The sequence below is a fragment of the Klenkia terrae genome, assembly GCF_900491935.1.
Classification (GTDB): domain Bacteria; phylum Actinomycetota; class Actinomycetes; order Mycobacteriales; family Geodermatophilaceae; genus Klenkia; species Klenkia terrae.
In genome coordinates this window covers 4,281,733-4,294,845 of record NZ_UEXK01000004.1, presented here as the reverse complement: position 1 = coordinate 4,294,845, position 13,113 = coordinate 4,281,733, and the positions used below count along the sequence as shown (strand labels likewise).

The 13,113-nt window shown below is 77.8% G+C and carries 11 protein-coding genes; 5 read left to right on the top strand and 6 right to left on the bottom strand.

Annotated features, from left to right (window positions below):
• Nucleotides 1–14 precede the first annotated feature (14 nt).
• The 3 genes from LFA75_RS21285 to LFA75_RS21275 are packed head-to-tail and all read left to right on the top strand — an operon-like array spanning nucleotide 15 to nucleotide 2,278.
• Nucleotides 15–872: an alpha/beta fold hydrolase gene (locus LFA75_RS21285; RefSeq protein WP_225235581.1), complete on the top strand. Its 858-nt coding sequence runs from the start codon at nucleotides 15–17 to the stop codon at nucleotides 870–872.
• Nucleotides 865–1,668, top strand: coding sequence for an SDR family NAD(P)-dependent oxidoreductase (locus tag LFA75_RS21280; RefSeq protein ID WP_225235580.1), 804 nt, complete (start codon nucleotides 865–867; stop codon nucleotides 1,666–1,668). The genes LFA75_RS21285 and LFA75_RS21280 overlap by 8 nt, the downstream gene beginning before the upstream one ends.
• A 31-nt stretch (nucleotides 1,669–1,699) precedes the next feature.
• Nucleotides 1,700–2,278, top strand: a complete 579-nt coding sequence (locus tag LFA75_RS21275; protein WP_225235579.1) for a DUF1349 domain-containing protein — start codon at nucleotides 1,700–1,702, stop codon at nucleotides 2,276–2,278.
• Nucleotides 2,279–2,458: 180 nt separating this feature from the next.
• Here LFA75_RS21275 and LFA75_RS21270 read toward each other — a convergent pair whose 3' ends face one another.
• From LFA75_RS21270 to LFA75_RS21245, 6 genes are all read right to left on the bottom strand, one after another.
• A complete protein-coding gene (locus LFA75_RS21270; RefSeq protein ID WP_455428484.1) occupies nucleotides 2,459–3,727 on the bottom strand; it encodes a DUF222 domain-containing protein in 1,269 nt (422 codons plus the stop codon).
• 278 nt (nucleotides 3,728–4,005) lie between these two features.
• The gene (locus tag LFA75_RS23935) at nucleotides 4,006–6,612 is read right to left on the bottom strand and encodes an FtsX-like permease family protein (RefSeq protein ID WP_263639403.1); all 2,607 of its coding nucleotides are present in this window, start codon (nucleotides 6,610–6,612) and stop codon (nucleotides 4,006–4,008) included.
• Nucleotides 6,609–9,677 carry an ABC transporter permease family protein gene (locus LFA75_RS21260; protein WP_225235577.1) on the bottom strand — a complete coding sequence of 1,023 codons (3,069 nt, stop codon included), beginning with the start codon at nucleotides 9,675–9,677 and terminating at the stop codon, nucleotides 6,609–6,611. The genes LFA75_RS23935 and LFA75_RS21260 overlap by 4 nt, the downstream gene beginning before the upstream one ends.
• Nucleotides 9,674–10,348 (bottom strand): ABC transporter ATP-binding protein, encoded by a 675-nt coding sequence (locus LFA75_RS21255; protein ID WP_225235576.1) that lies wholly within the window; start codon nucleotides 10,346–10,348, stop codon nucleotides 9,674–9,676. Before LFA75_RS21255 ends, LFA75_RS21260 begins: the two co-directional genes overlap by 4 nt.
• Nucleotides 10,345–11,214 carry an ABC transporter ATP-binding protein gene (locus LFA75_RS21250; protein ID WP_225235575.1) on the bottom strand — a complete coding sequence of 290 codons (870 nt, stop codon included), beginning with the start codon at nucleotides 11,212–11,214 and terminating at the stop codon, nucleotides 10,345–10,347. Before LFA75_RS21250 ends, LFA75_RS21255 begins: the two co-directional genes overlap by 4 nt.
• A 70-nt stretch (nucleotides 11,215–11,284) precedes the next feature.
• Nucleotides 11,285–11,887 (bottom strand): TetR/AcrR family transcriptional regulator, encoded by a 603-nt coding sequence (locus tag LFA75_RS21245; protein WP_225235574.1) that lies wholly within the window; start codon nucleotides 11,885–11,887, stop codon nucleotides 11,285–11,287.
• 119 nt (nucleotides 11,888–12,006) lie between these two features.
• Here LFA75_RS21245 and LFA75_RS21240 point away from each other — a divergent pair, with 119 nt between their 5' ends.
• Together LFA75_RS21240 and LFA75_RS23930 are read left to right on the top strand one after the other, a co-directional pair.
• The gene (locus LFA75_RS21240; protein ID WP_225235573.1) at nucleotides 12,007–12,822 is read left to right on the top strand and encodes a class I SAM-dependent methyltransferase; all 816 of its coding nucleotides are present in this window, start codon (nucleotides 12,007–12,009) and stop codon (nucleotides 12,820–12,822) included.
• A gap of 67 nt (nucleotides 12,823–12,889) precedes the next feature.
• Entirely contained in the window at nucleotides 12,890–13,012 is a 123-nt protein-coding gene (locus LFA75_RS23930; protein ID WP_263639402.1) for a hypothetical protein, read from the top strand.
• The last annotated feature ends 101 nt before the right edge of the window (nucleotides 13,013–13,113 follow it).

Here is a 13,113-nt window from a genome sequence, read left to right as displayed (position 1 = left end):
GGCAGGAGGCCCCGATGAGCACGTTCACCACCGGCGACGGCACCGACCTGGACTACCGGGACACCGGGCCCACCGCCAGCGGCCGCACCCTGATCCTGCTGCACGGCTGGTCGCAGACCCGGGCCACCTGGGACCGGGTCGTACCGGCCCTGGCCGAGCAGCACCGGGTGGTCAGCTACGACCAGCGGGGGCACGGCCTGTCCGGCAAGCCCGACCACGGCGCGCGGGTCGCCCGGCTGGCCGCCGACCTGGCCGAGCTCGTCGCCCACCTCGAGCTGACGTCGTTCGACCTGGTCGGGCACTCGATGGGCGCCTCGGTCGGCTGGAGCCACATCGACACCCACGGCACCGGCGCGCTGGACTCGCTGGTGGTCATCGACCAGCCCAGCGCGTGCGTCGTGCTGCCGTGGATGACCGCGGAGGAGGGCGCCGCGGCCGGGGCGATCCTGGACTTCCCGAGCACCGAGGGCTTCGTCGGCGCCGTGGGGGCGGCCGACGCCACCGAGACCCGGCGGGCGTTCCTCACGTCGATGCTGTCCGACGTGCTGCCCGAGGACGACCTGGCGTTCCTGTTCGGGGAGAACCTGCAGATGCCCGGGCCGTGGGGCGCCCGGCTGCTGCTGGACCACGCGATGCAGGACTGGCGGGACGTGCTGCCGCGGATCGACGTCCCGACGCTGGTGGTGGCCGGCGAGGTCAGCCACGTGGCGCCGGCGTCGCAGGAGTGGACCGCCGCGCACATCCCGGGGGCACAGCTGCGCACGTTCGCCGCCGACGAGGGTGGGTCGCACTTCCCGTTCTACGAGGGTCCCGAGCACTTCGCCCGGGTGCTGCTGGACTTCCTCGCCGGGACGCCCGGGCCCCGTGGCTGACGGCCGGCTGGCCGGGAAGGCGGCGATCGTCTTCGGCGGCGGGCTGAACACCGGTGGCCCGCCCGGGGTGAGCTCGATCGGCGCGGCGACGGCCCGGACGTTCGCCCGGCACGGCGCGCAGGTCGTCGTGGTGGACGTCGACCCGGCGGCGGCCGGCCGCACGGTCGACGCGATCACCGCGGACGGCGGGACGGCGGTGGCCCTGGTCGCCGACGTCACCGACCCGGAGCAGGTGCAGCGGGTGGTGGGCGAGGCGGTGGACCACTGCGGCCGGTTGGACGTCGTGCAGAACACCGTCGGGGCGACCCGGCTGGGCGGGGTGGACGAGCTGACGCTGGCCGACTGGCACCGGACGCTGGCGCTGAACCTGGACAGCGTGTTCCTGTCGGCGCAGGCGACGTTGCCGCACCTGCTGGAGCGGGGCGGGTCGATGGTGAACGTGTCGTCGACGGCGTCGATCCGGTGGACCGGCTACCCCTACCCCGGCTACGCCGCGGCGAAGGCGGGGGTGAACCAGCTGACCCGGAGCCTGGCGCTGCAGTACGCCGACCGGGGGGTGCGGGTCAACGCGGTGCTGGCCGGGCTGATCGACACCCCGCTGGTCTACCAGCAGCTCGCCGGGGACGCGTCGACCGACGAGGTGCGGGCCGCGCGGGACGCACACAGCCCGACCGGCCGGATGGGCACCGCGCAGGACGTCGCCGATGCGGCGCTGTTCCTGGCGTCCGACGAGTCCCGGTACGTCACCGGGGTGCTGCTGCCGGTGGACGGCGGGCTGTCGGTGCGGGCGGCGTGACCCGGCGCGGGACGCCGGGGATGCTGTCGGGGTGATCGACCCCGAGCTCCTGGCCGCCGCGTCCTGGACCACCCGCCCCGTCGCGGTGGAGGACACGGACGGGCTGCGGGTGACGGCGGCCGAGGGCAGCGACGCGTGGCGGCACACGTCGTACGGCTTCGTGCACGACGACGCGCACGGGTTGCTGGCGCCGTTCGGGGTGCGGGACGCCGTGGAGGTGGAGTTCCGACTGGACTACACCGAGCAGTTCGACCAGGCGGGGGTGCTGCTCCGGGCGTCGGCCGAGGAGTGGGTGAAGGCCGGCGTGGAGGTGTCCGACGGCGTGCCGCAGATCGGTGCCGTCGTCACGCACGGCACGTCGGACTGGTCGGTCGCCCCCGTCCCGGACTGGGTGGGCCGCCGGGTGACGGTGCGGGCCAGCCGCGACGGCGACGCGGTCACCGTGCGCGCCCGCGCCGACGACGACCCGTTCCGCCTGGTGCGGGTCGCCCACGTCGACCCCGCCCTCGAGCTACGCGCCGGCCCCTACTGCTGCGCCCCCACCCGCGCCGGCCTGACCGTGCAGTTCACCCGCTGGGAGCGAGTGGCCCCGGACGCCGCCCTGCACTGAGCCGCACCCCACCCGCGCCGGCCTGCCGGTGCAGTCGAACCGCCGGCCGCGAGTTGCCCCCGCCGCCACCGTGCAGGGAGCCGCGCCCCACCTCTCGGCCGTCCCGCCGCTCCGGGGTCTGCCCCGGGCAGCCCCTTCAGCCGGTCCTCCTCCCTCACTGCCACCGGACCCTCACCGCCATCAGAAGGGCGGCGGGTCGTCGTCGCTGCCTCCGTCCGGGACCCGATCCCCGGGGTGGTCTGCGGCATCGGTCGCTACGCCGTCGCTCGATCCGGCACCGCCGGCCGCGGCCAGGTCACCGGGCCGGGTCTCATCACGCCGGGTCTCACTGTTCTGGCGGGCGAGTGCGGCGTCGAGCTCGGCCTCGATCTCGGCGGCCAGGCGCGTGCGGTCGGCGGCTGCTGCCCGGCGAGCTGCTCGTTGCTCGGGGGTGAGGCTGCGGAACCGCTTCGGGGTGGGTCCGAGGAGGTCGGTGAGGGTGTCGGGGTGNCCCAGGCCGTCGAGGTCGGCCAGCTCCACCCGCATGGCGAGTTGCCAGCGGGCGCGGGCGACGTCGTCGGGGAGTGCCTCCCAGGGGCGGAGGACCAGCTGCCGGTGCGCATCGACCCGCAGCTGGCCGATGGGGCGGCGGTCACCGGCCTTGCGCATCGTGGCGGCCATCGCATCGACCACTGCCTGCATCTGTGCGGCGTCTGCTGCGTCGAGCAGGTCTGCCCGGAACCCGGCGAGGCCGTCGCCGCAGCCGACGGTGGTGACGTTCTGCTTCTTCTTGCGCCGCTCGGCCCGGCGGTCGGCCTCTGCGGGGTCCGCGGCGATCAGTGCGCCACCGATCCGGTCGGCGAGCGGGGTGGGGCCGATGCCTTCACCGATCCACCGCAGTCCTTGCCGGGCGATGTCGTCGACCACGTCGTCGGCCAGACCGCCGCCGAAGGATTGCTTGCGGTGGGCGAGGGCGTCGACGAGCACCTGGCAGCGGCGGACGTCGATGACCCCGTCGGCCAGCGCCTCCCACACCTGCGGCAGCTGCTCCACCAGCACCCGCTGCTTGTCGACCAGCGACACAGCCGAGCTAACCCCGATGCCCAGCACGACGGCGACCTCGTCGGCGACCCAGTCGTCGGGCCGGTCGGCGTCGGCCGGGTCATTGCGGCGGCTGCCGGGCAGCGGTTCTTGCGCCGGTTGCAGCTCGGCCAGGCGGGCAATCGCTGCAGCCTGCAAGGCGTGCAGCTGCGCCTGGGCGTCGGCGACGTCGCGCAGCACCGCGTGCACCCTGGCCCGGCCGGTGTCGGGGGTGACCAGCAGCTCGGACAACCGGGTCGGTCGCAAGGTGGCACCCGCGGGCGCCAGGCCGGCCGCGATGCGGGTCGCCTGCTCGGCCTCCAGCACCGCTGCGTGGGCGGCGGCGGAGGCGAAGACCTCGACCTGGGCGATGCCCACCGAGAGCCCCATCCGGGTCCCGACCTCTTGCTGGTGCACCGCTGTCACCGCCTCGCATCATTCGAATGTGTGTTCGAAGTCTAGCCGACCCGGCGACCTCCGGCAAGGCGAATCCCCAGCTCAGCGCCTCGTCCACAGGGTGGTGCAGAAATTGTCGGAGGGTCCCGCCAACATCGCCGGCCATGTCGGGAAGTCGGTGGGAACGGTCGGAGGCACCCCTGTGCGAGGGCCCAGCGCCCGCACCGGTCGGGAGCGGAGAGCACCACCGCGAACCGAGCCGTCCGCCGCGGTCAGACCTCCCGCATCACCTGCGCCAACGGCACCCGTCGACGGGACCGCGCCTCCCCCACCACCGACCCGACCACCGCCAGAACTGGGGGCAGGAGCAGCCCGACCACCCACCACGGGACGACGAGGACGGGATCGGTGTCCTGGCCGGTGAGCAGGGCCAACCCCAGCGGCCCGGCCACCAGCGCGGTGACCAGCGCACCGAGCGCGATGCCGGGCAGCACGGTGGTCAGCACCCCGGGCAGCAGCTCGAGCAGGGTGACTGTGCGCGCCTGCCGCTCCCCCAGCCCCAGCGTCCGCAGCACGCCCGACGTCCCCCGCCGGCGCCGCACGCCCGCGTTGCCGGCCAGCACGACCGCCAGCACGCCGAGCACCACCAGCAGCACCGCGGTCACGGCGACCAGACCGGCCAGCCCACGGGTCAGCGGGGCCTCCTGCACCAGAGCCAGCCGGTCGGCCCGCAGCTCCACCGTCCCGCCGGGCACTGCGGCCGCCGCTGCGGCGGCGCCGGGGCCGGTCAGCCACAGCGTGTCGGGCACGGCCAGGTCGGCGGGAACCGCGTCGACAGGCAGCAGCACCGTCGTCGGGCCGGCCGGCAGCGTCCCGACCACTGCGATCGGCACGGACTCGCCGTCCAGCAGCACCGACCCGATGGCGGCGGTGATGTCCGGGGTGACCAGCGCCTGCACCCGGTCGCCGGACGTGCCGAGCCCGGCCAGGCCCTCGACGTCGGGCAGCGGCGTGCTGCCCACCAGTCGGGCGTAGTCGGCCGGGTCCACGACCACCACCCGGGCACGGGCACCGCCGGCAGGGGTGGACAGCTGCACCCCGTCGGTGACCCGGGCCCGCACGGCGAGGTCCACGCCGTCGACCGCGGTGTCCGGCAGCGGGTCGACGGTGACGGTGGCGTCGGCACCGACCGCGGTCCACGAGGCCGCCACCTGGCCGGACGTGGTCGTGGCACCGAGCGCGACGGCCACGGTGGCCAGCGCGGTGATCGCGGTCAGCGCCACCGGGCCGAGCACCGCGGTGGACCGAGCACCGGCCGCGGCCAGCAGCGGCACCGCCCCCCGTGCGCGGGCGGCCGGGCGCAGCAGCGCGGCCGACAGCGCCGGCTGGACCCGGGCGACCAGCACCGCACCGGCGAGCACCGCCACCGTCGGGGCGGCCACCCCCAGTGCGTCGCCGGACAGTCCCCGGGCCCGCACCGCCAGCACTGCGCCGACCGCCAGCAGCACCAGCGCGCCGTCCACCGACCAGCGCCGCAGCACGACCTCGCGGCGGGCCCGGGTGCGCGCCCGCTCGTCCAGCGGCACCCGGCGTCCCCCCGTGGCCCGGTCGGCCGCCCGCACGCCGAGCACCGGGAGCGCGACCAGCCCGGCGGCGGCCCCCGGCAGGACACCGCCGACCGCGGCCCCCACCGGCACGGGTCCCGGGGCGAGCGCCACGCCGACCGCCAGCCCGACGGCGACCCCCATCACGGTCAGGACGGCGGACTCGACCAGCAGATCGGCACCCACCCCTGGCAGCGAACCCCCGCGCGCCCGCGCCGCGGCCAACGGCGCACCCCGGCGGGCGACGAGCACGGTGGCGCCGAGCAGCAGCACCAGCGCGGTGGCCGCGCCGACCGCGGTGACCAGCACGGCCGCCTGCGCCCGGGCCGCGGTCAGCCGGTCCTCTGCACGCAGCAGCACCGCGTCCAGCCGGCTGTCCACCCGCGGCAGCGGCGCGATGCGCAGGGTGATCGGCGACGCGCGCAGTGCGGTCACCGCCCGGGTGACCGCGGCGGCCGTGTCGGCGGACAGCTGCCCGGGCCGCGCGGCCAGGGTGAAGATCCGGGTGGTGTTCTCGTCGCCGACTGCCAGCCGGGCATCGGGCAGCGAGTCATCGGAGAGCAGCACGGCCACGTCGGTCTGCCGCGCCGCGCCGGCACCCCGGGTGCTGGGCGCCAGCAGCGCCGGGGTCGTCGCCCAGGCGGGGTCGGCCGGGTCGTCGACCTCGAACAGCCCGCTGACGACCACCTGCACCAGCGCACCGTTCGGACCGCGGCCCTCGACCACGTCGCCGGCGGCCACCCCGAGCGCGGCGGCGACCGGGGCGGACAGCCCGGCCTGCACCTGCCCCTCCGGGGACGCCCCCGGGACCGTCCCGGTCGACCAGGTCACCGCGGCGCCGCCGGGCCGGGCCACCCAGTCCAGCCGCAGCGTCGTCGGGCCCAGCGCGACCGCGCGGTCGGCGGGCAGCTCGAGCAGCACCTCCCGGGTGCTGGCGGTGGCCACCGGTGCCGCCAGCACGCCGGACAGCTCCGGGGGCAGGCCGGCGGTCAGGGTGTCGGCCGTCGCGCGGGTCTCGGCCGCCGCGTCGTCCTGCCGGGCGCTCGGGGTGTCGAGGTCGGGCACGAACGGCGCCGAGACCACGGTGTCGGCACCGTGGCCGGCGTCGGCGACGGCGGCCCGCACCGTGTCGTCGGCCGTGGCGGCGACCGCGCTGGGCACCACCACCGCCAGCACCGTGGCCAGCGCGACCACCACCAGGCACAGCACCCAGGCGGCCGGGGCAGCGGCGACCCGGGCCCGGGTGCCGACCAGCGGCACGCCCCAGCGGGTCACGCCGCCCCCTCGCGCAGCACGACCGGGACGTCGACCCGCACCAGCGCCCGGACGACGGGCAGCACCAGCACGGTCCCGACCAGCGCCGAGCCCACCACCGCCACGGCCCACACCCCCCACGGCAGCTGGACCGTCGCGGCCGGCACCGGCGAGCCGGTCAGCGCCGGGCCGACCAGCGCGGTGCCCGCCACCCCGACGACCGCGCCCAGCAGCACGGCCAGCACGGTGCTCACCCCGTGCTGCAGCACCAGCACCTGGCGGACGACCCGGCGCGGCACGCCGGTGCCCAGCAGCCGGGCCACCTCGGTCCGCCGGCCGCTGCGCACCGCGGCCACCTGCAGCGCGGACGCCGCGACCAGCAGCACCAGCGCACCGACGGCCAGCACGCCGAGCGCCACGGGCAGGCCGACCTGCAGCGGACCGCTGCGCAGCTCGTCGGTGACGCCCGACCGGGTGCGCGCGCCGTCCAGCCCGGCCGCGGCCAACGCGGCCGGCGCGCCGGCCCTCGGCCCACCGACCCACCACGCCGCTCCCGCGACGTCGGCGTCCCCGGCAGCCAGCAGCGCGCGGGCCAGCGTCTCGCCGTCGGCCAGGACCGCGGGGCCGCCGGGCACCGACGGCACGGCGGGCACGACCCCGGCCACCGCGACGTCGACGGCGGTCTCGCCGACCGTCATGGTCAGCCGGTCGCCCGTGGTCGCGCCGAGCGCGTCGGCGAGGGAACCGGACAGCAGCACGGGCACCCGGGCCGGCGTGGGGGCCGCGGCCAGCACCACCCGCGACGGGGCCAGCGAGAGGCCGAGCGGGAACGCGCGGCCGGTGAAGCGGAGCGCGTCCTCGGCCAGCTCCGGCTCGGTGACCCCACCGCGGTCGTCGGGTGCCGACGCGGACCACCCGACGGCGGCACCGGGCAGGGTGACCTCCAGGGACATCGGCACGGTGACGTCGTCGTCCGGGTCGCCGTCGACCAGCGAGACGTCCAGCAGCACCGCGACGACGGTGCGGTCCGCGGGCACGGTGACCCCGGCGTCGTGCGGGACGCCGTCGAGCGGGACCGCCGCGCCGGGCACCGTCGTCCGGGCTCCGGTGGGGTCGGCGAGCACGACCGTGGGGACGGCGACGGCGCCGAACCCGCGCACCGTCCCGGCGACCGTCACCGCGCCGGGACCGGACACGCCCGGGGCCGCGGCGGGCACCAGGTCGGCGGTGACCGTCGCCCAGTCGCTGCCCGCCGGCAGCCGGCCGCGCAGGACGGCGCCGGCGTGCGCGGTGTCCACGGCGACCAGCTGGGTCGCGGCCCCGTCGCCACCGGCCCGCAGCAGCGTGCCCAGTGACACCGGCGAGGTGCTCACCGGCGAGACGGTGCCCCCGGTCGCGGCGCGGACGGCGGCCCCGTCGACCCCGGCCACGGCGGGGACCGCGAGGGCGGTGCCGGCCTGGAGGGCGGCCCGGTCGGCCTGGGACACCCGCCAGGTGGCGTCCACCCCCAGCGCGGCGACGGTGGCCGCCGTGGTGAGCACCAGCAGCCCGGCCGCGCCGGCCGCCAGGGAGCGTCGGGCCAGGTCGCCGGCCACCAGCACCGGCATCAGCGAGCGGCTGCGCGCGGCGCGGCGGTCGGCGAGCCCGGCCAGCAGCGGCGGGACCCGGAGCAGCAGGGCGGCGCCGCCGAGCAGCACCAGGGCCGGGGCCGCGACGAGGACCGGGTCGGTGCCGGCGGTGGCCGCCCCGAGGCCCAGCACGGCCGCCGCCGCGAGGCCGACCAGCAGCACGCCGCCCCCGGAGCGGGCCAGCGCGCCGCGGCCGCCGCGCCGACCGCCGGCCGGCAGCCGGGTGGCCGCGACCGCCAGGCCGAGACCCAGCAGCACCGCGGCACCCAGCACCGGGACCAGCAGGCCGGCGGTCAGCGCCGGGCCGGGGGCGGACCCGGGCAGCGCGCCGCCCAGCACGACCCGGGTCACCAGCCTGGTCGACAGCACCGCGAGCACCGCGGCGACCGCCACCAGGGCGGCGGCCTCCGGGAGCGCGCGACCGACCAGCTGCCGGCGGGTCGCGCCGCGGGCGCGCAGCAGCGCGGGCTCCACCAGCCGGCGGGCGCCCCGCACCCGGGCCGCCGGCCCCAGGGCCGCCACGGTCAGCAGCCCGCCCAGCACGCCGACGGCGAGCACGGCCGACCGGGTGGCGGCCTGCCGGTCGGCGATGCCGGCCAGGGTGGCGGCCAGCGGGGCCCGGACCCGCACGGTGCCCTCGGTGGCCGAGCGGGCGTCGGCGGTCAGACCGGCGAGCCCGGCGGTGGCCGTGTCCAGCGCGGCGGGAGCCGCCGCGGCGACGTCCGGCGCGGCGCGGACGCTCGCCCGCTCCACCCCGGCCCCGGCGGCCAGCGGGGTGCCCGGGTCGACCAGGACCGGGCCCGCCGCGGGGAACCGCAGACGGCTGAACACGCCGAACTCCTGGTCGGGCACCGTGCCCGCGCCGGCCGACCGGTCGCGGTCCCAGCTGCCGTCGGTGCGCGGCTGCACCAGCCCGACGAGCACCACGGTCACCGGTGCGGTCTCGCCGGCGTCGTCCAGCCCGGTGCTCGGCGCCAGCAGCAGGGTGTCGCCGAGCCCGAGGCCCATCGCGTCGGCCGCGGCCACCGGCAGGACCGCCGGCCACGGCGCCCCCGGCGCGGGGGCGGTCGGCCACTCCCCCGCGACCAGGTCGCCCCGCGCCGTCAGGTCGTCCACCCCGGCCAGCCAGCTCAGCCGCCGGGCCTGCCCCGCGCCCGGGGGCACGTCGCGCAGCGTGGAGGTGACCCAGGTCGAGGACCGCGGCGGCACCGGGGCGAGCGCGGCGGCCACCACGCGCGCGGCGGCCGCGACGTCGGGACCGGCGTCGGCCGGCAGGTCGGTGAGCTCCACCTCGACGGCCAGGTCCGCCGACGAGGTCGCCGCCAGCGCCGACTGCTGCGCCCGCTCGGCGCCGGAGGTGAGCAGGACCGCGCAGCTGCCGAGCACGGTCAGGCCGGTCACCAGGACGACGACCACCACGACCAGCAGCCGCGCCTGCACCCGGCTGCGGGCGATCACCCGTCGACCAGTCGGCCGTCGACCACCTGCACCGCCCGGTCGGCCAGCGCGATCATCACCGGGTCGTGGGTGGACACCAGGGCGGTGACCCCCTCGGCCTCCACGATGCCGCGGATCAGCGCCATGACCGCCAGTCCGGTCTCCCGGTCCAGCTGGCCGGTCGGCTCGTCGGCCACCAGCAGCCGCGGCGACCCGGCCAGCGCGCGGGCCAGCGCGACCCGTTGCTGCTGCCCACCCGAGAGCTCGTCGGGCCGCTGGGTGGCGTGCGGGGTCAGCCCGACCAGGTCCAGCAGCCGGGCCACCCGCGACTCCCGCTCGTCGGCGGGCAGCCGGCGCAGCCGCAGCGGGACGCCGACGTTCTCCGCGGCGCTGAGCACCGGCACCAGCCCGAAGGTCTGGAAGACCGACGACACCACGTCCCGGCGCATCGTCACCAGCCCGTCGTCGTCCAGGGCGCCGACGTCGGTGCCGGCCACGTGCACGGTGCCCGAGTCGGGCCGGTCCAGCCCGCCGACCAGGTTGAGCAGCGTGGTCTTGCCCGACCCGGACCGGCCGACCAGCGCCACCAGCTCGCCGGGCTCGATGTCCAGGGACACCCCGCGCAGCGCGTGCACCGCGGTCGCGCCGGACCCGAACGTGCGGTGCACGTCGCGCACCTGCACCAGCGTCACGAGCCGGCGTCCCGGTGGACGGCGACGTGGTCGGCCTCCAGGGTCAGCCGCACCCGGCGGGTGAGGTCCAACGCGGTCCGGTACTCCACGGGCAGCTGCAGCCGCCCGGACCGGTCGAGCACGGCGAACTCCTCGGCCACCACCGGGGCGCCGTCGGCCGTCGCCCGCCGCAGCACCTCGCTGGCGGTGCGGCCGTCCCGGATGGCCACGGTCCGCTCCACCTGGTCGGAGACGGTGGGGTCGTGGGTGACCACCAGCACCGTCGTCCCCAGGTCGCGGTTGACCGCGCGCAACGCCTGGTAGACCTGCTGGGAGCTGGCGGTGTCGAGCTCCCCGGTCGGCTCGTCGGCCAGCAGGACGGCGGGGGCGTTGGCCAGCCCGACGGCGATGGCCACCCGCTGCTGCTCCCCGCCCGAGCACGCCGCCGGCCGCCGGTCGGCCACGTGCGGCACGCCGACCAGCTCGAGCAGCTCGGCGGCGCGCGCGGCCCGGGTGCGCCGCGGCGTGCCGGCCAGGGCCAGCGGCAGGACGACGTTCTCCGCGGCGGTCAGGTAGGGCACCAGGTTGCGGGCGGTCTGCTGCCAGACGAACCCGACGGTCGAGCGCCGGTAGGCCACCCGGTCGGCGCGGGACAGCGCGGTGAGGTCCCACGGGCCGACCGTGACCCGGCCGGCGGTGGGGGCGTCCATGCCGGCCAGGACGGCAAGCAGCGTGGACTTGCCCGACCCCGACGCACCGACCACCGCCAGCACCTCGCCGGCGTCGACGACCAGGTCCAGCCCCTGCAGCGCCTGCACCTCGACCGCGCCGGTCCGGTGGATCCGCACCAGGGACTCGCACACCACGAGCGGCTCGGACCCGGCCATCCCACCCCCGCCCACTGGTTGCACCTTGCACCGGGCGCGGATGTTAGCGCTCTCACACCTGGTTGGTCGATCAGGCGGCCAGGCCGCGCCGCAGCACCTCGACGGTCTGCGCGACCAGGGCCTCGTCGGCCGGCACCCCGGCGGGCGCGACCACCTGCATGCCGATCCCCCGCAGCAGGCCCAGCAGCAGCACGGCCACCGCTGCGGGATCGGCGTCGGCGCGGACCGACCCGTCGGCCACGCCGTCGCGCACCAGGTCGGCCAGCGTCGCCCGGAAGTCGGCGTCGCGCTCGGCGAACAGCGGCGCCAGCACCGGCTCGCCGGCCACGGCCTCGGCCCACAGCAGCAGGAACGCCCCGGTGCTGGGCTGCCGGTCGCGCACGTTGCCCAGGTAGGCCCGGACCACCGCGCCCAGCCGGTCCAGCCCGTTGCCGTCCACCGGCGGGACGGCGAACCGCTGCGCGTCCCGGACGACGGCCTCCAGCAGCTCGGCCCGGCTGCCGAAGGAGGCGTGCACGATCCCCCTGCTGTAGCCCGCCTCCCGGCCGACCTCGGCCAGCGTCACCGCCCGGGACCCGCGCTGGGCGATCAGCGCGGTGGCGGCGTCCAGCACCCGGCGCTCCGTCTCGGCCCGGCGCTGCTCCTGGGTCCGACGGGTCACCTGGCTGGGCACCGGGCCACTGTGCCACCGACGGCCCGGCTGCGGGGACGTTGACCAGGCACCCGGGCAGGGCCAGGCTGACCGACGGGGCCGGGTCGACGGAGTGCCCGGTCACCGGCCAGGGAGTGCCCGTGCCCGATCCGACCACCGCCTTCACCGGATCCCTCCCCGTCGTCTACGACGAGCAGCTGGTCCCGGTCGTCTTCGCGCCCTACGCCGTGGAGCTCGCCGCCCGGGTGGCCGCCTGGGCACCGGATCGGGTGCTGGAGGTGGCCTCGGGCACGGGCGCCCTGACCCGGGAGCTCGCCGACCGGCTGCCCGACGCCGACATCACCGCGACCGACCTCGCCCCGCCCATGGTCGAGCGCGGGGCGGCCCGGTCGGGATCGGCCCGGGTGCGATGGCAGCAGGCCGACGCGCAGGACCTCCCGGTCGCCGACGCCTCGGTGGACGTCTGGGTGTGCCAGTTCGGCGTCATGTTCGTGCCGGACCGGGCGCGGGCCTACCGCGAGGCGCATCGGGTGCTGCGACCCGGCGGCCACCTGCTGCTGTCGACGTGGGGGCCGCTGGCCGGCAACGGGTTCGCCCAGGTGCTCGCCGAGGCCCTGGCCGCCTGGCGCCCCGCGGACCCGCCGACCTTCGTCCGCGACGTGCCGCACGGCTACCCCGACCCCGACCGGGTGCGGGCCGACCTCACCGCCGCGGGGTTCGCCGACGTCCGGGTCGACGTCGTCGACCTGGAGAGCCGGGCCGCCTCCGCCCGTGACGTCGCCACCGCGTTCCTCACCGGGACCCCCGCCGGGGACCCGGCGCGCCGGGAGGGGCCGGGGGCACTGGCCGAGGCCGTCGCCGCCGTGACCGCCGCGGTGGAGCAGCGCTACGGGTCGGGCGAGGTGTCGGCGCCGATGAGCGCCCTCCTCGCGGACGGGGTTCGACCGGACGCATGATCGCACTTGGTTGCTCGCCGACAAACAAGTGAGTACGGTCGGACCCAGCCCACCCCGAGGAGACGTCGTGACCGACCACCACCCCACCCACCCGCGCACGCCCGGCCCGACCGAGGACCGGGGTACCCCGCCGTTCCGCTGGCCGCACCGGCGCCGGACCGTCCCCCGCCGGTCCGGCCCGGCGCTCTAGCCGACGCCCTGCACCACCCCGACCACCTGCTNTCGCGGCGGCGCGGCATGTTTCTAAAAGAGAGCGGGCCCCCCCCGCCGCCCCGCGGCCCGCCCCGGCGC

Bases quoted from the DNA above. Each gene is read 5' to 3' on its own strand.
- LFA75_RS21285 (WP_225235581.1), top strand. From the start codon at position 15: ATGAGCACGTTCACCACCGGCGACGGCACCGACCTGGACTACCGGGAC.
- LFA75_RS21250 (WP_225235575.1), bottom strand. From the start codon at position 11,214: ATGGCCGGGTCCGAGCCGCTCGTGGTGTGCGAGTCCCTGGTGCGGATC.